This is a genomic window from Empedobacter sp. UBA5528, assembly GCF_002426075.1.
GTDB lineage: Bacteria > Bacteroidota > Bacteroidia > Flavobacteriales > Weeksellaceae > Empedobacter > Empedobacter falsenii_B.
Genome location: NZ_DINY01000041.1, coordinates 14,256 through 40,296, shown reverse-complemented (window position 1 = coordinate 40,296; position 26,041 = coordinate 14,256). Strand labels below are relative to the sequence as shown.

Genomic DNA, 26,041 nt, shown 5'->3' with positions numbered 1-26,041 from the left:
GTAATCAAAACATATTTTTATAATGAATAGGATTGATTAATTTTGTAGCATGTACAAACAATTCAAAAACATTTTATTTCAATTACAACCCGAAGATGCGCATCATTTCGTTACGCGAAATCTAAAAAATTATGCTGCATTTCCTGGAGTTGGAAAATTATTAGATAAATTTTATCAATACAATCATCCAAGTTTAGAACGAGAAGTTTTTGGAATTAAATTCAAAAATCCAATTGGTTTAGCTGCTGGTTTTGATAAAAATGCTGAATATATTGAAGAATTGAACCACTTCGGATTTGGCTTTATCGAAATTGGAACCGTTACACCAAAACCTCAACCAGGGAATGATGCGCCGCGTATGTTTCGTTTGGTAGAAGATGAAGCGATTATCAACCGAATGGGATTTAATAACAAAGGTGTTGATTTTGCTGTTTCGAAAATTAGAGAATTAAAAAATCGTGAAAACTATATTATTGGCGGAAATATTGGTAAAAACAAATTGACACCAAATGAAGATGCTGTTGACGATTACATCAAATGTTTCAATGCATTGTTTGATTATGTTGATTATTTTGTAGTCAATGTAAGTTCTCCAAACACACCTGGATTACGCGATTTACAAGAAAAAGAACCTTTATTGTACATTCTTAATTATTTGCAACAATACAATAATCAAAACGAAAAACCGAAACCAATTTTACTTAAAATCGCACCAGATTTAACAGATTCTCAATTGGACGATATTATAGATATTGTATTAGAATCTAAAATTGCTGGAGTGATTGCTACAAATACAACCATTTCAAGAGAAGGATTAAAATCTGATCCAGAAATTGTAAAAGAAACTGGTGGAGTTTCGGGAAAACCACTTAAAAATCGTTCAACAGAAGTGATTCGTTATCTTTCTGAAAAATCGAACAAAGCATTTCCTATCATTGGAGTTGGCGGAATTCATACAGCCGAAGATGCTAAAGAAAAACTGGAAGCTGGTGCAAGTTTGTTACAAGTTTATACAGGTTTTATTTATGAAGGTCCTGCTGTTGTAAAAAACATTTGTAAAGGCTTGGTTGAAGGAAAATAGAAAAGTCATTCTGATGTCGGTTCTTCATTTCACAAAAAGCTACATTCAGAAATGATAATAATAAAAAAATGCTCCTTTAATTAAAAGGAGCATTTTTAGTATTATGTAAAAGTTGTTCTTATAAAACTTCTTTAATTGCTGCGTTCAATTTTTCGGTAATATCTTCAATAGAACCTACTCCATCAATCTCAACCCATTTTCCTTGCGCTTTGTAGTGTTCTGCTACAATTGCAGTTTTCTCGTAATATTCTGTAATACGATCACGGATAATTTTTTCGTCCACATCATCAGCACGACCAGAAGTTTTTCCGCGTTCTAATAAACGTTGAACCAAAATTTCGTCATCCACAACTAATGCTAATGTAATCGAAACTTCGCTTTCGTATTTATCTGCTAAGATTTTATCTAAAGCTTCTGCTTGAGATGTTGTACGTGGATATCCATCAAAAATGTATCCTTGCGCATTTGGATTGTTATCTAAATGATCAACCAACATATTTGTTGTTACCTCATCTGGAACTAATTGTCCCTTGTCCATGTAAGATTTCACAAGAGCGCCTAATTCTGTTTCATTTTTAAGGTTGAAACGAAATAAGTCTCCAGTAGAAATTTGAGGAGTTTGGTACTTTTCTTCTAAAAATTTAGCTTGTGTTCCTTTACCACTGCCAGGAGGTCCGAACAATACAATGTTTAGCATTTTGTTTTAATGTTTTATTTGATAAATATCTGGTAAATTTCTTCCTAATCCGTCAAAATCTAATCCATAACCTACTACAAATTTATCAGGAATAGAAATTCCTACTAAATCTACTTTTAAATCTTTTTTGTAAGCATCTGGCTTAAATAATAAAGTTGCTACTTTTAATGATTTTACCTTTTTCTCTTTCAAGATTCGGTGCAACTCTACTAACGTATTACCTGTATCTACAATATCTTCTAAAATAATTACGTGACGTCCTTCAACATTCATCGGAATATCCATCTCAATAGTAATTTTCCCTGTTGATTCTGTTCCTTCGTAAGATTTTAATTTCAAGAACGAAATCTCACATTCTCCTTGATATTGTTTTAAGAAATCGCTGAAGAACATTACAACTCCGTTTAATACACCAACAAAAATCGGTCTTTCGTCTTTGTATTCTTCGTAAACTTCGTTTGCCATATTTTTGATGGCGTGTTCTATTTCTTCAAAAGCGATGTACGGAATAAATTTTTTACCGTGAATTTCTATTTCTTTCATTGTTTGAGATATTCAAATATATACTTTTTTTGATAAAGTTTAAAACATTTATCTATTTTATTAGATTGTCATTGAGAAAATGCGTGTTTCTGGCTCGTTATCTATCATTCTCTTATCGAATGTCATACACACATTTCGAACGTATGGACGTCCTTCTTCTTTTACGATCAAACCATTTTCTACAAATTCAATCAAATTATCGTCAACCATATCTTGTAACATAGTTTTGATACGATCTACATCATCAAATTTCATGTTATCATCAGCCCAAGAAGTTTCTAAATTACACATTAAATTTAGAATATGACGACGCATAATCAAATCTTCTTCTGATAATATATGTCCTTTGAAAACGGATAATTCTCCGTTATTGATTGATTTTTCGTACTCTTCTACTGTCTTCTCGTTTTGTGCAAAACTATACCAAGAATCACTGATAGAAGAAACTCCTAAACCAACCATTAATTGTGTTTTCGAAGAAGAATATCCCATAAAATTACGATGTAATGTATGGTTTTTCATCGATTGATACATCGAGTCTTGTTCTAAGGCAAAATGATCCATTCCAACTTCGAAATAGTTCATTTCCTCGAACATTTTCTTTCCTTCTTCATATAATGCACGTTTCAATTCTGGTGAAGGCAAATCATCGTCCTGAAAACCACGTTGTCCAACACCTTTTATCCACGGCACATGCGCATAACTGTAAAACGAAATACGATCTGGATTTAATTCTTTTGTCAAATTAATAGTTTCCATCATTCCTTCCATTGTTTGATGTGGAAGACCAAAAATCAAATCGTGAGAAATCGATGTAAAACCAATTTCGCGCGCTTCTTCGGTTGCTCTTTTCACATTCTCGAAAGGTTGAACACGATTGATCGCTTCCTGAACTTTCAGATCATAATCTTGTACACCATACGAAATACGTCTAAAACCTAAATCGTATAAAGCCTGTAAATGTTCTCTTGTTGTGTTATTTGGATGACCTTCTAAACTAAATTCGTGTCCTTCAGCTACATCCGCATATTCAAAAATACCATCAATTAATTTCTTCAAATTTTCTGGAGAAAAAAACGTTGGTGTTCCTCCTCCTAAATGAATTTCTTTAATTTTTGGTCGAGATGAAAATAAATCCACATATAATCTCCATTCTTTCAAAACTGTATCAATATACGGAACTTCTACCGAATGTTGTTTCGTAATACGTTTGTTACATGCACAAAACGTACACAACGACTCGCAATAAGGTAAATGAATATAAATTGATATTCCTTCTTCTACATTACTTTCATCGAAAGATCGTTGAAAAGTTTCAATCCAACCTTGTTTAGTAAAATCATCATTGTCCCAAAACGGAACAGTTGGATAACTTGTGTAACGAGGTCCTGGAATATTATATTTCTGAATTAAATTATCCATTATCTAAAAAAATTAAAAATACTTAATCAACTTGACTAAGTATTATTTAATAAATTTTCTTTAAAAATTATTTTTATAGAATTGCCTGACGAACTCTAACTAATTTAGTTAATAAGTCTTCTAACAAATCTAATTGTAACATGTTTGCACCGTCACTTTTTGCATTTTTAGGATCTGGATGCGTTTCGATAAAAATACCATCAGCACCAACAGCAATTCCAGCTTTAGCAATCGTTTCGATTAATTCTGGCTTTCCTCCTGTTACACCTGAAGCCTGATTTGGTTGTTGTAAAGAATGTGTGATATCTAAAATAACTGGTGCATAATTTTGCATCACAGGAATTCCACGATAATCTACCACTAAATCTCCGTAACCTAACATTGTTCCACGCTCGATAATTGCTACATTATTATTACCAGAATCTGTTACTTTTTCTACAGGAAATTTCATTGCTTCTGGCGAAAGAAATTGACCTTTTTTCAACGTAACATGTTTTCCAGTTTGTGCAGCTGCAACCACTAAATCGGTTTGACGAACCAAGAAAGCAGGAATTTGTAGCACATCTACATAAGCCGCCGCCATTTCTGCATGAAAAGGTTCGTGAATATCTGTAGTTGTTGGAACATCAAAAGTTTCTCCAACTTTTTGAATAATTTTCAATGCTTTTTCATCTCCAATCCCTGTAAAACTATCAATACGAGAACGATTTGCTTTTTTGAAAGATCCTTTAAAAACATAAGGAATCTCTAATTTATCAGTAATTGTTACTACTTTTTCAGCAATTCTCAAAGCCATATCTTCACTTTCGATGGCACATGGACCAGCAAGTAAAAAGAAGTTTGGCGAATCTTTGTGTTTTATCTTTGATAAAGTTTCTATCATTGTGCAAATTTACACAAAGTTATCGACTTATTTTTCATAATTTTGCCTATACTTTATCATTCTTATTTATCGTTTTATGGATTTTTTATCTAACATTGGTATAGCTGATATTTTTGGCTATCTTGCTTCAGTCTTTATTGTACTAGCATTCTTTTTTTCGAAGATTACAATTATCCGCATTATCAATGCAATTGGTTGTGTATGTTTTGTAATTTATGCTGCTATGATCGAGGCTTGGCCAGTCCTTATTCCAAATGCGATTTTATTTTTAGTTCAGGCGTATTATATCATCTTCAAACCTGGAAAATAATCTTCAAAAACCATAAAATTGAAAATCCTATCTGCTGTACTAAATAATATTGAAACGGATCAAAGATTAGATAAAGTTTGCCATTCTTTGTTAAAATTTGGATACGATGTAGAATTGATTGGCGCGACTATAAACGGTAGACCGAAATTGAATAAACCGTACAAGACATTTTTGATGGAACAAAAGAATCAATCAACAATGAAAAAGTATGCTGAATTCAATTACAAATTATTTTTCACTTTACTTAAAAAAGCGGATAAACAAACTATTTTACTAGCGAATGATTTAGATAGCTTACTTCCTTTTTATTTGGTAAGTAAAATCAAAAAAATTCCTTTAGTTTTTGATAGTCACGAAATTTATTCAGAATTGCCATCATTACACAATCGTCCTAAAACAAAAAAAGTTTGGAAAACTTTAGAACGTTCTCTTGTTCCAAAAATCAAGTATTTTTATACCGTAAGTGATGGATATGCCAATTGGTTTCGCAAGGAATATGGTGCTAATCCGGCTGTGATTAGAAATGTTCCCAACCGAACAAAACTTAACGATAAACAAGATTTAATTTTCTTTCGCTTACCCGAAAATCCAACAAACGATAAAATATTATTGTATCAAGGCGCAATTAACATGAGTCGAGGAATTGACAGAATGATTGAAGCGTTCAAACACATTGATAATTGTCAATTTTGGATTGCTGGCGAAGGGCCTAAAAAAACTGAATACGAACAATTGGTAAAAGATTTAGACTTAACTAATCGCATTCATTTTTTAGGAAATATTCCCCCAAAAACTTTAAAAACTATAACACCTTTAGCTGATGTAGGAATGAGTATGGAAGAAGATTTAGGATTAAGCTATCGCTACGCTCTACCGAATAAATTATTTGACTTTATTCAAGCTAGAGTACCAATTTTAGCAACAAATTTACCAGAAATAAAAAAAATAGTCGAAGAGTATAAAGTTGGAAAAGTGATTGACAACCACTATCCAAAACATTTGGCTGAAAAACTACAAGAAATCTTAGACGAAGGAAAAAGAAGTTACCAAGAAAATCTTGCAAATGCTGCAAACGAACTTTGTTGGGAAAATGAAGAATTGAAATTGAAGGAGATTTTTGAAAAAATAAAAAAGTAGATTAANNTTAATCTACTTTTTTATTTTTTATAAATATGCGGATTTTCCACTACTCCTTTTTTAAATACTTTTCTAACGCCCATTCTTAGTGCATTATCAACTTGCAAAACTTGATCCAAAACCTTTTGCTCTGGACGACCTCTAAACGAAGTCACATGAAAAGAATCTGTTTCTCTTAAAGGTTCTTTAGAAAAATAATAATTTGAAACACATTTTCTAAAACCTTCAAACTTTATTGGAGAAACCGAATGCAAAGAATCATTATGCGTTGCCATTACCGCTAATCGATTGAATTTACTAAAAATCGTAATTTGATCATTTTTCAATCCATTTGGCCAAATTTCTAAATTACCACCATATTCTTCTTTCCAGTCTGGCGTTACATAATACAATAAATTCAACACACGCCACAATTCTCTTTTCGCATCGTGAGAATTATCCAAATGAGGCTGCAAAAATTGACGATTTCCCATCATAGACAAACCTCCAGCATACAAAGATGAATCTGGAATAGGTTGTTTTATTTCGCAAATCTCAGCAATCAAATTTACGATTCTTTCATCTTGAAAAGCGTAAATAATTTCTTCTAAAATAGGATGATATTGATCCATTTGAACAGCAATATATTTATCTTCTTTCAAACTTTTTTTCAACACCATTTCTTTTTCTTGTGGAAAAACTTGATTTATTTCCAAAACTAATTCTTCTGGTAATAGATCATCAACCCAAAAATAACCGATCTTATCTTTGCTACTATTATATTGTTGACTTATTTCTTCCTTTTGATCAATTAATCGTTGTAAAATTATATCTGCAAATTGATTTCTGTTCATAATCATAAAGTTAATTAAAAATTTGTTTCAAAATAATTTTGGCATTCAATTTATCATTCAAATCATATTCAAGCGTATCAATATATTCTTCTGACCCTAAAAAAGGTTTATTTTTTAAATGATTAATAGCTTTTATCAACTCTAATTTATTCAAAACTTGAACACAAAGTCCACTAATTTTCTCATCATCTATTACATTTTCATTAATTATCGAAAAACGACTATTGAATAATGCATTTATTACTTTTAGCTTTGTCCCAGATTCCTGAAAAGACCACGCAATATTAAGATGAGCTTTTGCGAAAAGTTTTTTCAAATGATTAAAATCTTTCAATTTAACAAATTGTATATGTGGATGATTTTTAATTTTTGCTTTTACCCAATCCTCTCTAGAACCTGAAGCAATAACGAAAGGATAATCAATTTCTTTAAAAACTTCTATCAAGAAATCGACTACTTTACAATTGTCCGAAGCTCTCAAATCTCCGTGATACAAAGCAAATTCTCCTTTTTCACTTAATGATTGAAAAGTTTCATTTCCATGAAAAACAGGTACAAATTTTCCTTTATTATATTTTTCTTGAATATAATTTTGTTCAAATTTAGAAAGTGTAAAAACTTCATCAAACTGGTGGATAATATTTTCGTATTGGATATATTTTTTTGCCTCAATATAAAACAATGCTTTTTTCGCTAGATTCTTTTCGCTTTCAGCCAATCCGGAAAAATAATTTTGCTCAATATTATGTAGTCTCAAATATTTAGAATAACCTTCAAGAGTATATTTATTCAAAATAAATGTTGTTTTTAGACTTTCAAAAAAAATAGGAGCTTTCAACGATTTAATTCGTTCATACAATAATTGACTATCCCTCGATCTTACTGAAATAGGATATTTCTTAAAAATATAATTAGGCTTTTGATGTATTGGATAAAAATAAACTTCTTTAGCATATTTTCTTAAAACATCGCTTTCTATTTCATTAAACCCAAACAGATGTAAATGAATCTCAATCCCAAGTTGATGAAATGCTTTCAATTTATAAAAAACATCTATAACACCTCCATAATTGGGAGGAAATGGAACATCCATACTTATAAAATGAAGTTTATTACCTTGATACATTAGTTAGTTAATTATTTAACAAAAAAAAGAGTCTACAACTAAGTAAACTCTTTCTTTAAAATTATATTGTGTAATTTATCTTATTCTGATATCGCTTCCGCAACTTCAAATAATCTTCCGTCTTCACAACGCACTTTACGCGCAGGATAGCGACGAATAATTTCATAATCGTGTGTAGCCATCAAAACTGCACAATTATTTTCTTTCGATACCGACAACAATAAATCCATAATATCATTTGACGTTTCTGGATCTAGGTTTCCTGTAGGCTCATCTGCTAAAATTAATTCAGGATGATTTAATAAAGCACGAGCTATAGAAACACGCTGTTGTTCTCCTCCAGAAAGACGGAAAGGCATCATTTTCTTTTTTGACAACATCCCTACCGAATCTAAAACCTCATCAATACGTTTATCGATTGTAGCCTTATCTTTCCAACCTGTTGCTTTCAAAACGAACGTCAAATTTTGCTCAACTGTACGATCTGTTAACAATTGGAAATCTTGGAAAACAATTCCTAAATGTCTTCTAAGATCAGGAATCTTACTTGTTTTCAATGATTTCAAATCCATTCCAACCACAGAACCTTGTCCCGATTGAAGCGGCAAATCACCATAAAGCACTTTCAACAAACTACTTTTTCCACTTCCTGTTTTTCCAATAAGGTAGACAAATTCTCCTTCATTAAGTGTAAAATTAACGTCAGATAATACTAAATGATTTCTTTGATATATAGATGATTGACTTAACTCAATTACATTTTTAGCTTCCATACTTTTCTACAGTCTTTAAAACAAATGTAAAAAAAAAGCTTGAAAGAACGACCTTCAAGCTTATTTTTTATGAATTGTAGCGATTATCTTTTAGCTCTTACTTCACTAACAGTTAATGCTTTTCTTCCTTTCTTTCTACGAGCAGCTAATACTTTGCGCCCGTTTTTAGAAGCCATACGCTCACGGAATCCGTGTTTGTTTCTTTTTTTTCTGTTACTTGGTTGAAATGTTCTCTTACTCATCTTTACTAAGTTTCTAATCCATTACTCGAATGGGTTGCAAATATACAGTTATTATTATTAATTCAAAAATCAAATTGATAGAAAATTACAAAAAAGCTGAATTAATAGTAAACCGCGTTCCGTTCTACACTTTGTAATTTTCGAAGTGCAAATATAAAAACATTTTTTTGTTAAGCAAGAGAAAATTAAAACAATAACAATTAAAACTTATCAACAATATCATTTACGAGGATAAAACAAAGCTATTTTTAGAAGGATTAGAAAAGTTTCCTTAAAACTTTCATAAAACATCAAATATCTTGTTTTTATCAATCTTATTTTAGCTTAAAATTCGTATATTAGCCACCTTATATAACAAAACAATATGACTGAAGGAGAAAGACTAATCCCAATTAACATTGAGGATGAAATGAAATCCGCTTACATCGATTATTCGATGTCGGTAATCGTATCTCGTGCGCTTCCGGATGTGCGTGATGGCTTAAAACCTGTACACCGTAGAGTATTATTCGGAATGTATGAATTAGGTGTTTTTTCTAATCGTTCTTACAAAAAGTCGGCACGTATTGTAGGGGAAGTTTTAGGTAAATTTCACCCACACGGCGACAGTTCTGTTTACGACACAATGGTACGTATGGCGCAACCTTGGTCTTTGCGTTACTTATTAGTTGACGGACAAGGTAACTACGGTTCTGTAGATGGTGATCCACCTGCTGCAATGCGTTATACTGAAGCAAGACTTCAAAAAATTTCAGACGAATTATTAGCTGATTTAGATAAAGAGACAGTTGACTTTCAACTAAACTTTGACGATACTATCCAAGAACCTACTGTATTACCTACTCGTGTTCCAAACTTATTAGTAAATGGTGCATCTGGTATTGCGGTTGGTATGGCAACAAATATGGCGCCACATAACTTAACAGAAGTTATTGACGGAACAATTGCATACATCGACAATCGTGAGATTACAATTGACGAATTAACACAATACATCAAAGCGCCAGACTTCCCAACAGGAGGTACTATCTATGGCTATGATGGTGTAAAACAAGCTTTCGAAACTGGACGTGGACGTGTTGTTTTACGTGCAAAAACTAATTTCGAAGAAGTACATGGTCGCGATTGTATTATCGCTACAGAAATTCCTTACCAAGTTAACAAGGCAGATATGATTGCAAAAACTGCTGAGTTGGTAAAAGATGGTAAATTAGATGGTATTTCTGAGATTCGTGACGAATCTGACCGTAAAGGTATGCGTATCGTTTATGTCCTTAAAATGGATGCGGTTCCTAACGTCGTTTTAAATAAACTATATAAATTTACTCAATTACAATCATCTTTCAGTGTAAATAACATTGCGTTGGTAAAAGGTAGACCAGAGCAATTGAATTTGAAAGACATGATTTATCATTTCGTAGAACATCGTCACGAAGTGATTGTTCGTCGTACGGAATACGAATTGAGAAAAGCGCAAGAAAGAGCTCATATCTTAGAAGGTTACATGAAAGTAATCGGAACACAAGATGATCTTGATCGTGCAATTAAAATCATTCGCGAATCTGCAACACCAGACGAAGCGCGCACAGGATTAATGGAAGCTTTCGAGTTATCAGAAATTCAAGCACGTGCAATCTTAGATTTACGTTTACGTACATTGACTGGTCTTGAGATTGATAAAATTCGTGAAGAGTACGAAGAAATCATGAAAATGATTAACCATTTGAAAGATATTTTAGCAAACGAAGATTTACGTATGCAAATTATCAAAGATGAGTTATTAGAAATTCGTAAAAAATATGGTGACGAACGTCGTACAGATATCGATTACGCAGGTGGAGACTTAAATATCGAAGATTTAATTCCTGATGAGCAAGTTGTTTTAACGATTTCTCACATGGGTTACATCAAACGTACACCACTTTCTGAATACCGCAAACAATCTCGTGGAGGAGTTGGTAATAGAGCCGCTACAACACGTGACGAAGATTTCTTAGAGTATATGGTTTCGGCATCTAACCACCAATACATGTTATTCTTTACAGAAAAAGGAAAATGTTATTGGATGCGTGTGTACGAAATTCCAGAAGGTTCTAAAACATCTAAAGGTCGTGCAATTCAGAATTTGATTAACATCGAGCCAGATGATAAAGTAAAAGCATATATCCTTACACATGATTTAATGAACGAAGAATACGTAAATAATAATTACGTAATCATGGTAACTAAAAATGGTATCATCAAGAAAACATCTTTAGAAGCTTATTCTCGTCCACGTGTTAATGGTATCAACGCAATTACTGTTCGCGAAGGTGACACATTATTAGAAGCTTTATTAACAGATGGTAAATCTCAAATTATGATCGCTTCTAAATATGGTAAAGCTATCCGTTTCGAAGATGAGAAAGTTCGTCCAATGGGTCGTACTGCTTCTGGTGTTCGCGGAATCAACTTAGGAGATCAACCAGATAATGAGGTTATCGGGATGATTGTTGTGACTGATGTAGAAAAAGAAACTGTATTAGTTGTTTCTGAACAAGGTTACGGAAAACGTTCTTCTATCGAAGATTATCGTGAAACAAATCGTGGAGGTAAAGGTGTAACAACACTTAATATTACTGATAAAACAGGAAAATTAATCGCGATTGAGGCTGTTACAGACGAAGATGATTTAATGATCATTAATAAATCTGGAGTTGCTATTAGAACTGGTTTAGATGAAATTCGTGTAATGGGTCGTGCAACACAAGGTGTTCGATTGATTAACTTGAAAAAGAACGACGAAATTGCAGCAATTGCAAAAGTACAAGTTGAAGAAGAATTGGAAAACGAAGTAGAACTTGATGAAGAAGGAAATCCAATTGTTGTAGAAAACACAAACGAAAACAACGAAACTCAAGCAGAAGAAACGCCTGCTGAGGATCCAAATAATGAATAATCAATGAAAAAATTATTATTTAGTTTAGGATTAGTTTTAGCAATGTCGACATCATTCGCTCAAACTAACACAGAAGAATTAACGACAGAACCTACAGTTTTAGCTGAAAAATATAATAAATCAGCAAAAGAAAACTTAGCAAAAGGTGACGTTACAAAAGCAAGTCAAGATTTAGCAAAATTATCTAAATACGAAAACGGTAAAGTTTGGCAAGTCAAAAATAAAGACTCTAAAAAAGACGAATTTTACTATTCTCAAGCCGATTTAGATAAAGCTACAGCTAGTGGTAATTACGCAAAAGCGAAAGAAGTTGCTTTACAACCAAAATATGGTTTCTTGTTGCAATCTGAAGTTTCTAATTTAGCAAACAAAGAATTAGACGCTGCAAACAAAGCAATGGACGCAAAACAATTTACTGAGGCTGGAACAAAATTCTTAAATGTTTTCAACTTAGTTGAAGCTTTAGGTACAAAAGAAGATATCTATAAATATCAAGCTGCAATCTGTTTTTACAACGCAGCTGATTATGATAAATCGTTAACGATTTTGAAAGAATTAGCGGCAAAAGGATTCACTGGTAAATCAGCTAATCAAACAAAAGATTACAACCGTGACATGTATGTTTTAGCACTTAATGGATTGTACAATGCGAAAAAATACGATACTATCGTAGAAGAAGCAACTACAAAATATCCAAAAGATGCTGACATCAACAATATCGCAACTGGAATTTACCAAGTTTCTGGAAACTCTGATAAAATGACAAAACGTATCGAAGAAGCGATTAAAATTAATCCAAACGATGCACAAAATTATTACAACTTAGGAGTTTTATATTTAGATGACGCTTCTAAAGCAGAAGAATCTAAAAACTTGTTCAAAAAAGCGATTGAATTAAATCCTAAACATTTCGAGTCTTACAACAATTTAGTTTTAGCTATTTTGCAACCAGACAAAGAAATTGTTGAAACAATGAACAACAATTTAGGAACATCTAAAAAAGAGAAAGAAATTTATAATGCAAACGAAGTAAAACGCAAAGCTTTGTTTACAGAAGCAGCTCCTTATCTTGAAAAAATGTACGAAATTCAACCAGAAAATCGTCAAGTTATTCGTAACTTAATTCAAGCTTACAAAACTTTAGGAAACGAACAAAAAGAAAATTTCTATCGTGACGCTGAGAAAAAATTAGTAAAATAATTATTTCAATATTTTAAAAAAAAGGACTTCAATTGAAGTCCTTTTTTTATGCTTTATCATTCTGAATGTAGATTTAACGAACTTAGAACAAATCCCAATTTCTTAAATCTGGTAAAAAATGATGGGCTGTCAAATCATAACGAACTGGTACAACAGAAACATAACCCTCCTCTAAAGCACGTTCGTCTGTATCTTCACCTTTGTCAAGATTTTTAAACTCTCCACTCATCCAATAATACGTTCTTCCACGAGGATCTTCACGTTTATCAAATTTTTCTTCCCATTTTGCATCAGCTTGGCGACAAACTTTTATTCCTTTTATTTCATGTTCTTTCAACTTCGGAATATTAACATTCAACACTACACCTTTTGGTAATTTATGTTTTAAAACTTGATCAATAATTGTTTTAATAAATTCTTCTCCAGCTTTAAAATCAGCATTATAAGCAAAATCACACAACGAAAAACCAATCGCAGGAATCCCTTCTATTCCAGCTTCTACAGCAGCAGACATTGTTCCCGAATAAATCACATTCACCGACGAATTCGATCCGTGATTAATTCCCGAAATACACAAATCTGGTTTACGAGGTAAAATTTGCGAAACAGCCAATTTCACACAATCCACTGGCGTTCCAGAACACGCATACTCTTTTACATCTTCATCAACTTCTATTTCATCACAAAACAATGTCGAATTTATTGTCACCGCATGCCCCATTCCACTTTGCGGACTATCTGGCGCAACAACATAAACTTCTCCAAATCCTTTTGCAATCTCTATCAACGCTCTTATTCCAGGCGCAGTTACTCCATCATCATTTGTAACTAAAATTAGCGGTCTTTCCATATTTTATTCTTACTTTTATTCATCATTTTTACAAATGTAAAAAACTTCCTTCTAATTTCTTTTTTGTTTTATATTTGAAGGAGTCTTAAATTATTAATTTATATAATACCAACGCAATATGTTAATTAAAAAAACGTATGTATTACTATCGTTTTTATCAATGAGTTTGCTTGCTTTTTGCTTTTGCAAACCCATGCTAGACACAGATGAAGAAAGAGAAAAGTTAATCGTAAAAAATACACGAAACACCCTAACTTACCTACATTACAAACCTGCTACTGTAGATGATAAATTTTCGGAAAATGTTTTCAATAAATATTTAGAATACATTGATCCAAGCAAACGTTTTTTATTGCAATCTGATTATGATCTATTCAAAAAAGATTATCACAATTTAGATGATTATTACAAATCAGAAAACTTAGGTTTCTACAATTCTACTGTTGACACAATCTACAAACGTATTGCTGACGCTGAAAAATATTCGATGGATGCCTTGTCAAAACCTTTTGATTTCAATCAAAAAGAGAATTTCAACATCGATTATAAAACATCAAAATTCGCGAAAGATAAGAACGAATCAAAAGATTTGTGGCGCAAATATTTGAAATATAACGTGATGTTAGAAATCATTTCAATGCAAGACGAATTAAAAGGTCAAAAGAAAGATACATTAGACAACTCTTCTTCTATAAAACCTATAAAAGATCCTTTGGCAGATGAGAAAAAGAAAATCACAAAAGATACGCCTTTTGCAGAAGTAGAAAAGATGGCGCGTGAAGAAGTTAAAGACTTGATTTCTGACTATTTCCGTCGTATAAAACAAACAAAACGCGAGAACTATTTTTCTATTTACATGAACTCGTTCACAGAACAATACGATCCGCACACAACATACTTCTCTCCAACAAGTAAAGAGGATTTCGAATTCGAAATGTCTGGACAAATGGAAGGAATTGGAGCCAAAATACAAGACAAAAGAGGTTACGCTACAATTGCTGAATTAATTGTTGGCGGACCAGCTTGGAAGAGCAATAAATTAGAAGTTGGTGACAAGATCATTAAAGTTGCACAAGGGAAAAATGGTGAAGCTAAAAACATCGTTGGGATGATTTTAAGCGATGCTATTCGCCTAATTAAAGGGAAGAAAGGAACAGAAGTTGTCTTGACTATTCAGAAAAAAGACGGTTCTCAACAAACAATCTCTTTGATTCGTGAAGTGATTGAATCAGAGGAAGTGTTTGCTCGCTCATCTGTTATTACGGACGAGAAGGGAGATAAATACGGAATCATCTATTTACCTGAGTTCTACACTCCAATGGGAAAAGAAGGCGGACGTTATCCTTCGGATGATATCAAGAAAGAAATTGATATATTGAAGAAAGAAAACATCAAAGGTCTTGTCTTCGATGTTAGAAATAATGGAGGAGGTTCTCTTGAAGAGGTAGTTAAAATCTCTGGATTGTTCATCAATCAAGGACCAATTGTTCAGGTGAGACGTTCGGACGGAATGTTTAAAATTCACGAAGACAAAGATAATTCTATCGCATACGACGGACCTTTAGTAGTAATGGTTAACGAGCTTTCTGCATCTGCGTCAGAGATTTTTGCTGCAGCAATGCAAGACTATGGTCGCGCTGTTATCGTGGGTTCTCCGCAAACCTTTGGTAAAGGTACTGTACAAACAATCTTGCCTTTAGATCGTCAGTCGGGAAGTGATGAGTTAGGCGCTATTAAGTTAACAATACAAAAATTCTACCGAGTAAACGGAGGTTCTACACAATTGAAAGGAGTTCAATCGGACATTGCATTAGTTGATCAATTCACTTACGAAGATATCAGCGAAGCTTCTCGTTCAGAAGCCTTGAACTGGGATCAAATCAAACCATTGGTTATTGCAAAATGGCCTTCTGCTTTCGATTTAGCGAAGATTAAAACGAACAGTAAAACTCGTTTGGCAAACAATGCTCACTTAGCATTAATGAACGAAAGTTTCAAGTTCATCAAATCAATGGAAGACGTAAAAGAGATTCCTTTGAACTTAGAAGATTACAAAACGTACCGTAAAACACGCGAAGATAAAATCAAGAAATTCGAAACTTTAGACAAGTATAAAAACAATTTCAAATTTACAATGAATCAAAACGATTTAGCAACTACTAAAACAGATACTGTTCTAAAAGCTAAACGTAACAATTGGTTCAAAGGAATGCAAAAAGACTTTTATTTAAACGAAGCTGTTAACGTTTTAAGAGACATTAAATAATGGAACAAGAAAACGGTTCATTTTCTCAAATCATATTCAATAAATTAAGAAAGAACACCCTTGGTGTTCTTTCTTTTAGTGTAATAGTATTAGCTGCAATCATTTCTATTTTTGCTTATGTCTTTGCGTCCGACAAAACGGAAAATGCAAACAGACAGGACCTAACCATTGCATATTCACCTATAGGTTATCAGCAAAAAACAATCGAAATCCCTTTACCTAATTATTCAGGAAAAACGAACTTTTCTGATTTTATATTCGGGAAAGAAATCGATACCGAACAAATAAGTATTACATCTTACAAAAGAGATGGACAAAGCATTACTTATATTCCATATATAGGGAACGGACTAAGTGGTGAAGCAATAAAGATAGATTTGTTAACTTGGACAAAGCATAACATCAAAACGCAAGATATAGAGAAGGATTTTATCTATACAAAAACCTATTTACTTGGAACAGATTCTTACGGAAGAGACTTTTATTCTAGATTAATCATCGGGACAAGAATTTCTTTTCTTATCGGATTTATCGCTGTTTTCATTTCATTAGTTGTCGGAATCTCCTTGGGCGCTCTTGCAGGTTATTACAAGGGACGAACAGATAACATAATAATGTGGTTGATAAACGTTGTGTGGTCTATCCCAACATTACTATTGGTTATTGCAATTACCTTAGCTATCGGAAAAGGTTTTTGGCAGATATTTATCGCAGTTGGACTAACGATGTGGGTAGAAGTTGCACGTGTAGTTCGTGGACAATTCCTATCGTACAGAGAAAAAGAATTCGTAGAAGCATCAAAAGCTTTAGGATTTTCGGACACAAGAATTATCTTCAACCAAATATTACCTAACGTTGTTGCACCTATTATTGTTATATCTGCTGCCAATTTTGCTTCGGCAATTTTAGTAGAAAGTGGTCTTAGTTTTCTTGGAATTGGCGCACAACCTCCTACTCCGTCTTGGGGAAACATCATCAAAGAACATTATAATCATATTATTTTAGGGAAACAACATTTAGCAATTCTACCGGGATTAGCTATTATGTTATTGGTTCTTGGGTTTAATATCTTTGGGAATGTATTGCGAGATATTATGGATATTAAGCAGTAAGAAACTTATAAAGTTTTATATTTTCTTTTTTTAAATAATTTAAAACACAAGTTATATCTTTATCTATGTCTCTATGTGATTAATATTTTATCTTTTTTAACCACATAGAGACATAGGTTAAATATTGATAAAGATTTGAATAGACTTTTAGTTTTCACAATAACTTTACTTAAGTTAACAACTGAAAGTATATAAACAAATCACAATTAATCAATTTCTATGTTTTTATGTAGTTAAGATTTTACCAAAAGAAAATTTAAAATATTTCTTTTTTATCCACATAGATACATAGGTTTAATTCTTAGAAATATTAGAATGGACTTATAGTTTTCACAGTAACTTTACTTAAGTTAATAACTGAAAGTTTATAAATAAATCACAATTAATCAATTTCTATGTTTCTATGTGGTTAATATTTTACCAAAACAAAATTTAAAACCTATCTGTTTTTACAATATAAATACATCGGTTTAATAATTTGGAAAATGAGTAAAAAACTCATTAACATACGTTTTTTGTCCTTCATTAAATATGTTAAAACAATTAAAGTTGATTAATATTCCTTTTGGACATTTTAGTAGTTTCATATAAGTTAATAATTGAGCTTCATAAGCAGGAACAATATCTTGCACAGCTTTTAACTCAACAACTATACTATTTTCTACATAGAGGTCACAACGAAAATCAAGATCAAGTAGTTTTTCTTTATAGACAACTGGAATCTTCATTTCTGTGAGAAAATTTATTTTCCTATGATTCAACTCTTCTTTTAAGCATTGATGATAAACACTTTCTAATAATCCTCTACCCATTATTTTATGAACTTCTATAGCAGAACCTATTATTTCATAAGTTAATTCATCTAAATATTTTTTAGTTTTCATAGTCTATGTTTCTATGTTGTTAATGATTATTCAATTGAGATATAAATAAACTTTTTATAAAACCTCCTTATCTTTTATATAAAACCTAAGGAGGTTTTAAACAAAACGTCAAGTGATTTTAATGAAAACCACTTGACGTTTTTTATTTACTTCAATTAGAAGTTAGAAAAATTATCTCAACTATTTCTTTTTCTCATACTTTAAAGTAGCTAAAGTATCTCGTAAATCTAGACCAGGTCTAAAAAGTATTTTAGCACTTTTTATAGAAGAAGAATTTACTTTGTTCATTGCATCCATTCCTTCGCTACTTATACTTATTTGAAAAGAACCAAAATCTCCTAAGCGAACAATCTTTCCATCAGACAAATGTTTCGATAACATTTTAGCCAAATCAATCAATGTTGCATATACATCACTCTCACTAATAGATGAGGTTTGCGCAATTTCTTTACTCAAATTTCGAAGTGATACTTCACCATCTGCAATAGAATTTGCGTAGAACTTTTTAGGCGCCATAGGATCTCCTGGGTAAGCCTTCTGAATAACGTTGTATTTTACAGCCATAATTAAAAGTATTTACATATTAATAGTTAATTATCTCTAAGTTAATACTTTATATTTAATTAACAAAATAAAACTATTGATTATCAATAAAATACATTATATCATAAAAATAAAAAAGGCTTTCTTATATAAGAAAGCCTTGCTATTATCTTGAAACTTTGGTCGAAAGTTTTGCTGTTCTTTTTGGTACAATTGGTTTTTGATGCAATCTCATCGAATCTTTATTTGGTGCTTTTAGCGGATAAGTTCCTGTAAGTCCAGCCAATTTAAATGCACTATATATATTCTTATTCTGCTTGTTTCCTAATGCAATTACCGTAAATTGATTGTTAACATCGTGTACAAAAACTGTGTTATTCCCGTGCCACCAACCATTGTGATACAATAATTTTTTACCATTGTCATATTCTAACAAGCGCATTCCAAGCCCATAATTTTTGAAACCTTTCTGCTCGTAACTATATCCTTTGAAAGCTTCTTTCTTGATCTTCTTCGGTAAAAAATCGTCTGAATACATGGCAACATCTAACTTGTAAAGATCTCTTGGCGTTGAGTAGATATTTTTGTCTCCATACGTGCGGTCAAAATCATCCCAAGCCCACTCGTAACCATTGTATTTGTAAGAACGAGCTACTGTATCTTTATCGCGATCATACTCAAAAACAAAGGTGTTATTCATCTCAAGAGGGTCAAAAACCATGTATTTCATTGCTTTCGGATAAGGTATTTTCATAATCTTTTCGATTACTAAAGCAAGGAAAGCGAAGTTGGTGTTCGAGTAATAAAACCCTTTGTCTGCGGGACGAATTTGTTTAACGTCAAATTCTCTAAAGATATCTAACACATCTTGATTAGAAATTGGTTTCTCGCGATCCATCATTACCTTCTTGTTATTCCACAAAACGTTGGCATAATTTGGCAAACCACTGCGGTGATTTAGCAAATTACGAACCGTGATATCGTCGTAAGGAAAACCTTCTAATATTGTATTTACTTTTTGATCTAATTTGATTTTACCTTTCTCGACCAGCTTAAGTATCGCCATAGATGTAAAAACTTTCGAGATAGATGCTATGTGAATAGGCGTTTCGGCAGTGATTGGACGCTTATGTCTTTCGTCTGCCATCCCTTGATATTGCTCTAAAAGTACTTGCCCATTCTTCACAACCAACAAACCTCCGCTCACTTTCCCGTCAACCCAAAAGTCTTTATAATAGGTGTTTAGTTTATTTCTGTAATCATTAAGTTCTGCTTGTGTGTACTTCATTGGCTTGAAATCTGCTTTCCAATCCAACGAATCATAGCGCAAAGCATGAGGATCCTTCTTTCTAACTTCTTCTTTTTGTTCGTTTTTCTTGCTACAGCTTCCCATAAACAGCATTGCAGAAGCAAGAACAACCGCTACATATTTCATGTGTTTTTTCTTAATCTTATTGTTTGTTTCTACTAAAGTATATATTTATTTGTGGAATAGTTACCCGTTTAGAAACATTAAGTTTTTTTTATGATTTGTGCGAAAGTTGAGACTTAAACTCGCCTAAGATGACACTTGTTGCAACAGCTACGTTGAGACTTTCGGTAGAACCATTTTTCCCAAAGAACGGAATACTTAGTTTATTTGTCGTTAACTTCTCGATTTCTGGAGAAATTCCATTCGCTTCGTTCCCCATTACCAAGATACCTTCTTGTGGAAGTGTTTGTTCATAAATAGATTCTCCTTCCATAAAAGTCCCGAAAATGTTTCCTTTATAGTCAGACAAGTATTTCTCCAAATCGATATAATGAACTTTCACTCGTGTAAAAGAGCCCATTGTCGACATCACAACTTTTGGGTTGTACATATCAACAGATTCTTTGGTACACAAAATATCCTCTACACCAAACCAATCAGCCAAGCGGATAATTGTTCCTAAATTACCTGGATCTCGAATATCATCCAAAGCAATACTTAAACCATTCAACTTGATGTTTTCGTTATAATTAGGTAATTCACAAAGTGCTAAACCTACATTCGGAGTAGTTAAGAAACTGATCTTTTTCAAGTCTTTTTCTTCAATAAAAGTCTTTTTGATATGTGTAGCTTCTGGCCAAAAGTCTTCAGTTATAAATAATTCTTTAATATTTATAGAACTTTTTATAACTTCCCCAATATTTTTAACACCTTCTACGACAAACAAATTATATTTTTGTCTATATTTTTTAGAACCCAGAGAAGTTATTATCTTAATAACGTTATTTGATAACATATTTATGCAAAAAAAAATTACAACAAATATAACACTTATCTCTTGTTTAGGTTTACTTTTTTATAGCTGTAGTACAACTAAAAAAGTACCTGAAGGAGAATATTTGTTTGTAAAGAACAAATTTATCTACGATAAAGAAGATCCCGATATTAAGAAGAAAAAAACTATAATCAACAAAGATTTAAGTGATTATGTGAAACAAAAACCAGCTGGTAAGTTCCTTGGTTTTTTCCCTCTTTGGCAATGGGTTTATAATTGGTCTCCTGCAAAATTTGATGAAACTTTTCAGGAATATTATCGACAAGATGCTTCGGTTCGTAACCAAAAATTATTGGACAGTTTACTAACGAAGAATAATCTTAGCGAATATGTTGGGCACAGTTTATGGAAAGAACGTCTTTATTATAGTCAAGGTGAGGCTCCAGTTTTGTTGGATGAACAACAATCAGAATTTTCGGCAAAGAACTTAAATAGATTATTTCATGACAAAGGTTATTTCGATTCGAAAGTAGCTGTTTCCTATAATAAAGATTCTGTTGCGAAAAAAGCAGAAACTATTTATGATATTAAGTTAGGGGAACCTTCTTATATCGAAACATATGATCAAAAAATATCTGATCAAAAAATAGAAGAATATCTTAATTCTTCTATTGGAAAACAAACTGTTTTGCATGCTGGAGATCAATATAATTTTGACAAATTTGAGGAAGAACGCGATCGTATCATCGATTTGTTAAAGAATAGAGGTTACTATGATTTTAATGATTCGGGCGAAGATTTATATTTTGAAGCGGATACATTAAAAAGTAACAAACGCCTTGATGTAACGATGTTTATTGATAAATATATTCAAGATTCTTTGAAAACGGATAGTATTACACCTTTTACGCAATACCGTTTTGGGAAGATAAATATTTATGCAGATTCTCGCAGTTTTGTTGATGATGAAAGTAAATTAATCAAAGAAGAATATAAAGATTATAACGTTTTATATACAAAAGAACCAGAATATCGACCAAAATATTTTACAGATGCATTTGTAATTCGTCCTGGTCAACTATATCGTCAACGACAAGAAATTCAGACAAAACGTAATATTTTCAAGAAAGAAAACATTAACTTACATGGATTCAGAATTAATAAACAAGATTCTATCCTAAATGTAGACGTTTTCTTTACACCAAAAAAGAAATATGACTTGAATCTCTTTGTCGAAAGTTATGCTTCTCGCTATATGAACTTTGCAATTTCTCCCGGAATGACTTTAACTTCGAGAAATCTATTTGGAGGAGGAGAAAATTTAGAAACAACTTTGAAAGGAACTTTAGGTTCTGTCAACAAAGATTTCTCAATGAATAAAGCATTCTTAAATGCTTACGAAATCGCTATCGAAACAAAGTTGAAATTTCCTTATTTATTAACACCAATTAATCTTGATAATATTTTACCAAAACGTTTTACTGCCGAATCTGCTATTCGAATGAATGCAAGTACGCAGAAAAATGTAGGTTTAGACAAAACGACTTATGGTTTTGGTTTTGATATGGATATTTCGAGTTCGGAGTTTCAACACAAAGTTTCTTTGTTTAACACAGAATTTATTAGTAACCGAAAAAAAGATCGCTATTATGAAGTGTTTACAAAAGATAATAATACAAAAAACGAAGTAAAAGATTTATACTACGCATACAATCCTAATGCACCAATTTATCTAACGGACGATGAATTAACAGACGCAATCGAGGCTGACAAAGGATTCCAAAGTTCATTAACTGGAGAAAACGCAAAGTTGTATGTTGATTTTGAGAATATGTTATATAGAAAAGCTAATATTTCCCAAAATGTATTAATCAACTCTTTTATCTATCAATTTACATTTAATCAAGAAAATTCATTTCGACCAAAAAGTAATCCTTGGTTTATTCAAGCGAGAATTGAATTAGCCGGAAATGTATTAAGAGGTTTAGACAAAGCTTTTGGCTTTAATAAAGCTGAACCTGATCGAGACGGAAATCAAGCAGGTTTGATCTTTGGAATTCCTTATTCTCAATTCGTAAAATTTGATGTGGATGTTAGACGAAAATTCAAATTAAATTCAAATTCTAGCGTAGCGGGACGTTTCTTATTCGGAATCATTCAACCATATGGAAACTCAGATGTTGCACCCTTCGTAAGAAGTTATTCGGCTGGAGGAGCAAATGATGTTCGTGGTTGGGCACCGTTAACTTTAGGTCCTGGAAGTAAACCACGTATCGATTCTAAAAATCAAAGTTTAGAATTTGAAAGCATGAAATTGTTATTCAATGCTGAATATCGCTTCAATCTTTTTGGAAGTTTGGAAGGTGCATATTTTCTTGATGCTGGTAATATTTGGGGTGTTAATAAAAATCGTCCAGAAACATTATTTAAGTTCAAAGATTTTTACAAAGAATTCGGAATTGGTTCTGGATTAGGTTTCCGTTATCACATTGGTACGTTTGCAATTGTAAGATTTGATTTAGGTTACAAAATTTATGACCCTTCTTACGAATTGGGTGATCGCTGGCAATTTGACAATTTTAATTTGCTTAAACCAAGAATCCACTTCGGAATTAATTATCCTTTCTAAAAAAACATCTATATTTGTTTCACAAAATACTAACATAATGAGCAGAAAATTTCCTGCCGGTGTTGCTACCGGTTCATTAGTTCAAGACATTATCAATGATGCAAAAGCAAATCAATACGCTTTACCAGCGTGTAATGTCATCGGTTCAGATACTATTAACGCTGCAATGGAAGCTGCAGTTGAAGTAAACTCTCCGGTTATTATTCAATTTTCTAACGGAGGTGCTGCTTTTAATGCCGGAAAAGGATTAAAAGGAGAAAATCAACTTTCTGCTATCAAAGGTGCTATTGCGGGAGCAAAACATATTCACACTTTAGCTGAGTCTTACGGAGCTACTGTAATTTTACATACAGACCACTGTGCAAAAAAATTATTGCCTTGGATTGATGGAATTATGGACGCTAACGAAGAACATTTTAATAAATTCGGAAAGACTTTATTTAGTTCTCACATGTTAGATTTATCTGAAGAGCCTTTAGAAGAAAACGTAGAAAAGTGCAAAAGATACTTAGAAAGAATGTCTAAAGTTGGAATGACTTTGGAGATGGAATTAGGTATTACAGGTGGAGAAGAAGATGGTGTTGACAATTCTAATGTTGACAATTCTTTATTATACACTCAACCAGAAGAAGTTGCTTACGTTTACGAAAACTTAAAATCTATTTCTGATAATTTCTGGATTGCAGCAGCATTTGGTAATGTACACGGTGTTTACAAACCAGGAAATGTTGTATTGACTCCAAAAATTTTAGATAACTCTCAAAAATACATCAACGAAAAGTATGGTGTAGACAACGCTGTAAACTTCGTATTCCACGGAGGTTCTGGTTCTACGTTAGAAGAAATTAGAGAAGCAATTAGCTACGGAGTTATCAAAATGAACATTGATACAGATTTACAATATGCATTTATGGAAGGAATTCGTAAATATTTTGACGAAAATGCAGCTTATTTACAAGGACAAATTGGAAATCCTGAAGGTCCAGAATCTCCTAACAAAAAATATTATGATCCACGCGTGTGGTTAAGAGCTGGAGAAGTTACTTTCAAAGACAGATTAATTCAAGCTTTTCACGATTTAAATAATGTTAATACTTTAGGATAATCTTTTCACTAAGATTATTCTTACCCAAATAAAAACAGAGAATATGCCTTGGTTTATTAGAAGCAAGAAAAATATTACAACGCCTACAGAGTCTAAAAAAGACGTTAAGAAAGGCTTATGGTATAAAACACCATCAGGAAAAATTATTGAAACTGAAGAACTAAAAGCAAATGCGTATGTAAGTCCTGAGGATGATCATCACGTACAAATTGGTTCTCAAGAATACTTTGATATCTTATTTGATGATAGCAAATTCACAGAATTAGATACAAAAGTAGAAAGTAAAGACCCATTAAATTGGACAGATACAAAACCTTATAAAGATCGTTTAAAAGAAATTAAAAAGAAAACGGGAATGACAGATTCTATTCGCAATGCGACTGGAAAAATTCATGGACGTGACATTACAATTTCTTGTATGGATTTCAAATTTATTGGAGGTTCTTTAGGATCTGTAATGGGAGAAAAAATTGCTCGTGCAATTGATTATTCTATCAAACACAAAACACCTTACATTATCATTACACAATCTGGTGGTGCGCGTATGATGGAAGCTGCAATTTCGTTGATGCAATTAGCAAAAGTAGAAGCTAAATTAATTCAATTAGCAGACAACAACATTCCTTACATTACAATCTTAACAAATCCATCTTTTGGAGGAATTACAGCATCTTTCGGATCAATTGGTGACGTTATCATGGCAGAGCCTGGAGCATTAATTGGTTTCGCTGGACCACGTGTTATCAAAGAAACTATTGGTAGAGATTTACCTGAAGGATTCCAAACTTCTGAGTTTTTATTAGAAAAAGGCTTCGTTGATATGATCGTTCACCGTAAAAAGATGAAAGATAAAATAAAAGAAGTAGCTGATATGTTAATGCCTATCAACTAATTAAAATAAGTGCAAATATATTTTTAAAATTTTATTCAAATTTGATTTGGATTATTAGAAATTGATTTTATATATTTGCACTCCAATCGCGAGAATAGCTCAGCTGGTAGAGCGCAACCTTGCCAAGGTTGAGGTCGCGGGTTCGAGCCCCGTTTCCCGCTCTTTGAAATATAAAAATTCATAAAAATCAAATTTTGCCTTGGTGGTGGAATTGGTAGACACGCAGGACTTAAAATCCTGTGTCCATTAGGACGTGCGGGTTCAAGTCCCGCCTGAGGTACTTTTTAATTTGATTTTTACAATTTGCACGCGGGAATAGCTCAATTGGT

The 26,041-nt window shown here is 32.4% G+C and carries 23 protein-coding genes and 2 tRNA genes; 12 read left to right on the top strand and 13 right to left on the bottom strand.

Annotated elements, in window-relative coordinates:
• The first annotated feature begins 49 nt into the window (after positions 1–49).
• On the top strand, positions 50–1,081 hold the full coding sequence (locus B4L98_RS09255) for a quinone-dependent dihydroorotate dehydrogenase (RefSeq protein ID WP_291052576.1): 1,032 nt from the start codon (positions 50–52) through the stop codon (positions 1,079–1,081).
• Between the two features lie 118 nt (positions 1,082–1,199).
• Here the strand turns inward: B4L98_RS09255 and B4L98_RS09250 are convergent, their stop codons facing one another.
• From B4L98_RS09250 to kdsA, 4 genes are all read right to left on the bottom strand, one after another.
• A complete protein-coding gene (locus B4L98_RS09250; RefSeq protein WP_125350758.1) occupies positions 1,200–1,778 on the bottom strand; it encodes an adenylate kinase in 579 nt (192 codons plus the stop codon).
• A gap of 6 nt (positions 1,779–1,784) precedes the next feature.
• Positions 1,785–2,321, bottom strand: a complete 537-nt coding sequence (hpt, locus tag B4L98_RS09245; protein WP_038333090.1) for a hypoxanthine phosphoribosyltransferase — start codon at positions 2,319–2,321, stop codon at positions 1,785–1,787.
• A gap of 60 nt (positions 2,322–2,381) precedes the next feature.
• Positions 2,382–3,743, bottom strand: coding sequence for an oxygen-independent coproporphyrinogen III oxidase (gene hemN, locus B4L98_RS09240; protein ID WP_115001634.1), 1,362 nt, complete (start codon positions 3,741–3,743; stop codon positions 2,382–2,384).
• A gap of 73 nt (positions 3,744–3,816) precedes the next feature.
• The gene (gene kdsA / locus B4L98_RS09235) at positions 3,817–4,626 is read right to left on the bottom strand and encodes a 3-deoxy-8-phosphooctulonate synthase (RefSeq protein WP_115001635.1); all 810 of its coding nucleotides are present in this window, start codon (positions 4,624–4,626) and stop codon (positions 3,817–3,819) included.
• A 76-nt stretch (positions 4,627–4,702) separates the two neighbouring features.
• Between kdsA and B4L98_RS09230 the strand changes: the two genes are divergently transcribed.
• Together B4L98_RS09230 and B4L98_RS09225 are read left to right on the top strand one after the other, a co-directional pair.
• Positions 4,703–4,936 (top strand): uroporphyrinogen decarboxylase, encoded by a 234-nt coding sequence (locus tag B4L98_RS09230; protein WP_115001637.1) that lies wholly within the window; start codon positions 4,703–4,705, stop codon positions 4,934–4,936.
• Positions 4,937–4,954: 18 nt separating this feature from the next.
• The gene (locus tag B4L98_RS09225) at positions 4,955–6,073 is read left to right on the top strand and encodes a glycosyltransferase (protein ID WP_115001639.1); all 1,119 of its coding nucleotides are present in this window, start codon (positions 4,955–4,957) and stop codon (positions 6,071–6,073) included.
• A gap of 20 nt (positions 6,074–6,093) precedes the next feature.
• Here B4L98_RS09225 and B4L98_RS09220 read toward each other — a convergent pair whose 3' ends face one another.
• The 4 genes from B4L98_RS09220 to rpmH all read right to left on the bottom strand — a co-directional run bounded on the left by B4L98_RS09220 (position 6,094) and on the right by rpmH (position 9,047).
• Positions 6,094–6,906 carry a 2OG-Fe(II) oxygenase gene (locus tag B4L98_RS09220; RefSeq protein ID WP_291075815.1) on the bottom strand — a complete coding sequence of 271 codons (813 nt, stop codon included), beginning with the start codon at positions 6,904–6,906 and terminating at the stop codon, positions 6,094–6,096.
• A 10-nt stretch (positions 6,907–6,916) separates the two neighbouring features.
• On the bottom strand, positions 6,917–7,999 hold the full coding sequence (locus B4L98_RS09215) for a hypothetical protein (RefSeq protein WP_219033701.1): 1,083 nt from the start codon (positions 7,997–7,999) through the stop codon (positions 6,917–6,919).
• 113 nt (positions 8,000–8,112) lie between these two features.
• Positions 8,113–8,805: a cell division ATP-binding protein FtsE gene (locus B4L98_RS09210; protein ID WP_038333079.1), complete on the bottom strand. Its 693-nt coding sequence runs from the start codon at positions 8,803–8,805 to the stop codon at positions 8,113–8,115.
• Positions 8,806–8,888: 83 nt separating this feature from the next.
• On the bottom strand, positions 8,889–9,047 hold the full coding sequence (gene rpmH, locus B4L98_RS09205; RefSeq protein ID WP_019974979.1) for a 50S ribosomal protein L34: 159 nt from the start codon (positions 9,045–9,047) through the stop codon (positions 8,889–8,891).
• Positions 9,048–9,411: 364 nt separating this feature from the next.
• Between rpmH and gyrA the strand changes: the two genes are divergently transcribed.
• Together gyrA and B4L98_RS09195 are read left to right on the top strand one after the other, a co-directional pair.
• Positions 9,412–11,985, top strand: a complete 2,574-nt coding sequence (gene gyrA, locus B4L98_RS09200; protein ID WP_219033702.1) for a DNA gyrase subunit A — start codon at positions 9,412–9,414, stop codon at positions 11,983–11,985.
• A 3-nt stretch (positions 11,986–11,988) separates the two neighbouring features.
• A complete protein-coding gene (locus B4L98_RS09195) occupies positions 11,989–13,185 on the top strand; it encodes a tetratricopeptide repeat protein (protein ID WP_221854161.1) in 1,197 nt (398 codons plus the stop codon).
• Positions 13,186–13,267: 82 nt separating this feature from the next.
• Here the strand turns inward: B4L98_RS09195 and surE are convergent, their stop codons facing one another.
• Entirely contained in the window at positions 13,268–14,035 is a 768-nt protein-coding gene (gene surE / locus B4L98_RS09190) for a 5'/3'-nucleotidase SurE (RefSeq protein ID WP_219033704.1), read from the bottom strand.
• A gap of 193 nt (positions 14,036–14,228) precedes the next feature.
• Between surE and B4L98_RS09185 the strand changes: the two genes are divergently transcribed.
• Both B4L98_RS09185 and B4L98_RS09180 read left to right on the top strand, forming a co-directional pair.
• Positions 14,229–16,301: a carboxy terminal-processing peptidase gene (locus B4L98_RS09185; protein WP_291078078.1), complete on the top strand. Its 2,073-nt coding sequence runs from the start codon at positions 14,229–14,231 to the stop codon at positions 16,299–16,301.
• Positions 16,301–17,413 carry an ABC transporter permease gene (locus B4L98_RS09180; RefSeq protein ID WP_291078076.1) on the top strand — a complete coding sequence of 371 codons (1,113 nt, stop codon included), beginning with the start codon at positions 16,301–16,303 and terminating at the stop codon, positions 17,411–17,413. Before B4L98_RS09185 ends, B4L98_RS09180 begins: the two co-directional genes overlap by 1 nt.
• 470 nt (positions 17,414–17,883) lie before the next feature.
• On the opposite strand, the gene B4L98_RS09175 is transcribed toward B4L98_RS09180, so the two are convergent.
• From B4L98_RS09175 to B4L98_RS09160, 4 genes are all read right to left on the bottom strand, one after another.
• A complete protein-coding gene (locus B4L98_RS09175; protein ID WP_291078074.1) occupies positions 17,884–18,297 on the bottom strand; it encodes a GxxExxY protein in 414 nt (137 codons plus the stop codon).
• 180 nt (positions 18,298–18,477) lie between these two features.
• Positions 18,478–18,861 (bottom strand): HU family DNA-binding protein, encoded by a 384-nt coding sequence (locus B4L98_RS09170; RefSeq protein WP_280045253.1) that lies wholly within the window; start codon positions 18,859–18,861, stop codon positions 18,478–18,480.
• A 145-nt stretch (positions 18,862–19,006) separates the two neighbouring features.
• A complete protein-coding gene (locus B4L98_RS09165) occupies positions 19,007–20,275 on the bottom strand; it encodes a serine hydrolase domain-containing protein (protein WP_291078072.1) in 1,269 nt (422 codons plus the stop codon).
• An 88-nt stretch (positions 20,276–20,363) separates the two neighbouring features.
• Positions 20,364–21,107 carry a TrmH family RNA methyltransferase gene (locus B4L98_RS09160; RefSeq protein WP_115001648.1) on the bottom strand — a complete coding sequence of 248 codons (744 nt, stop codon included), beginning with the start codon at positions 21,105–21,107 and terminating at the stop codon, positions 20,364–20,366.
• A gap of 4 nt (positions 21,108–21,111) precedes the next feature.
• On the opposite strand from B4L98_RS09160, the gene B4L98_RS09155 reads away from it, so the two are divergent.
• The 5 genes from B4L98_RS09155 (at position 21,112) to B4L98_RS09135 (ending at position 25,992) form a co-directional block, all read left to right on the top strand.
• A complete protein-coding gene (locus B4L98_RS09155; RefSeq protein ID WP_286494748.1) occupies positions 21,112–23,715 on the top strand; it encodes a BamA/TamA family outer membrane protein in 2,604 nt (867 codons plus the stop codon).
• 37 nt (positions 23,716–23,752) lie between these two features.
• Complete coding sequence (gene fbaA / locus B4L98_RS09150) at positions 23,753–24,820, top strand: class II fructose-bisphosphate aldolase (RefSeq protein ID WP_219033712.1); 1,068 nt, start codon at positions 23,753–23,755, stop codon at positions 24,818–24,820.
• Between the two features lie 43 nt (positions 24,821–24,863).
• Positions 24,864–25,712 carry an acetyl-CoA carboxylase, carboxyltransferase subunit beta gene (gene accD, locus B4L98_RS09145; protein ID WP_180905093.1) on the top strand — a complete coding sequence of 283 codons (849 nt, stop codon included), beginning with the start codon at positions 24,864–24,866 and terminating at the stop codon, positions 25,710–25,712.
• A gap of 88 nt (positions 25,713–25,800) precedes the next feature.
• A tRNA-Gly gene (locus B4L98_RS09140) sits at positions 25,801–25,873 on the top strand.
• A gap of 35 nt (positions 25,874–25,908) precedes the next feature.
• A tRNA-Leu gene (locus B4L98_RS09135) sits at positions 25,909–25,992 on the top strand.
• The last annotated feature ends 49 nt before the right edge of the window (positions 25,993–26,041 follow it).

Coding starts and splice junctions, on each gene's coding strand:
- B4L98_RS09185 (WP_291078078.1), top strand. CDS start 14,229: ATGCTAGACACAGATGAAGAAAGAGAAAAGTTAATCGTAAAAAATACA.
- B4L98_RS09170 (WP_280045253.1), bottom strand. CDS start 18,861: ATGGCTGTAAAATACAACGTTATTCAGAAGGCTTACCCAGGAGATCCT.
- B4L98_RS09220 (WP_291075815.1), bottom strand. CDS start 6,906: ATGAACAGAAATCAATTTGCAGATATAATTTTACAACGATTAATTGAT.
- hpt (WP_038333090.1), bottom strand. CDS start 2,321: ATGAAAGAAATAGAAATTCACGGTAAAAAATTTATTCCGTACATCGCT.
- B4L98_RS09180 (WP_291078076.1), top strand. CDS start 16,301: ATGGAACAAGAAAACGGTTCATTTTCTCAAATCATATTCAATAAATTA.
- B4L98_RS09165 (WP_291078072.1), bottom strand. CDS start 20,275: ATGAAATATGTAGCGGTTGTTCTTGCTTCTGCAATGCTGTTTATGGGA.
- B4L98_RS09160 (WP_115001648.1), bottom strand. CDS start 21,107: ATGTTATCAAATAACGTTATTAAGATAATAACTTCTCTGGGTTCTAAA.
- fbaA (WP_219033712.1), top strand. CDS start 23,753: ATGAGCAGAAAATTTCCTGCCGGTGTTGCTACCGGTTCATTAGTTCAA.
- B4L98_RS09195 (WP_221854161.1), top strand. CDS start 11,989: ATGAAAAAATTATTATTTAGTTTAGGATTAGTTTTAGCAATGTCGACA.
- B4L98_RS09210 (WP_038333079.1), bottom strand. CDS start 8,805: ATGGAAGCTAAAAATGTAATTGAGTTAAGTCAATCATCTATATATCAA.
- B4L98_RS09250 (WP_125350758.1), bottom strand. CDS start 1,778: ATGCTAAACATTGTATTGTTCGGACCTCCTGGCAGTGGTAAAGGAACA.
- gyrA (WP_219033702.1), top strand. CDS start 9,412: ATGACTGAAGGAGAAAGACTAATCCCAATTAACATTGAGGATGAAATG.
- hemN (WP_115001634.1), bottom strand. CDS start 3,743: ATGGATAATTTAATTCAGAAATATAATATTCCAGGACCTCGTTACACA.
- B4L98_RS09175 (WP_291078074.1), bottom strand. CDS start 18,297: ATGAAAACTAAAAAATATTTAGATGAATTAACTTATGAAATAATAGGT.
- rpmH (WP_019974979.1), bottom strand. CDS start 9,047: ATGAGTAAGAGAACATTTCAACCAAGTAACAGAAAAAAAAGAAACAAA.
- B4L98_RS09255 (WP_291052576.1), top strand. CDS start 50: ATGTACAAACAATTCAAAAACATTTTATTTCAATTACAACCCGAAGAT.
- accD (WP_180905093.1), top strand. CDS start 24,864: ATGCCTTGGTTTATTAGAAGCAAGAAAAATATTACAACGCCTACAGAG.
- B4L98_RS09230 (WP_115001637.1), top strand. CDS start 4,703: ATGGATTTTTTATCTAACATTGGTATAGCTGATATTTTTGGCTATCTT.
- B4L98_RS09215 (WP_219033701.1), bottom strand. CDS start 7,999: ATGGATGTTCCATTTCCTCCCAATTATGGAGGTGTTATAGATGTTTTT.
- B4L98_RS09155 (WP_286494748.1), top strand. CDS start 21,112: ATGCAAAAAAAAATTACAACAAATATAACACTTATCTCTTGTTTAGGT.
- kdsA (WP_115001635.1), bottom strand. CDS start 4,626: ATGATAGAAACTTTATCAAAGATAAAACACAAAGATTCGCCAAACTTC.
- surE (WP_219033704.1), bottom strand. CDS start 14,035: ATGGAAAGACCGCTAATTTTAGTTACAAATGATGATGGAGTAACTGCG.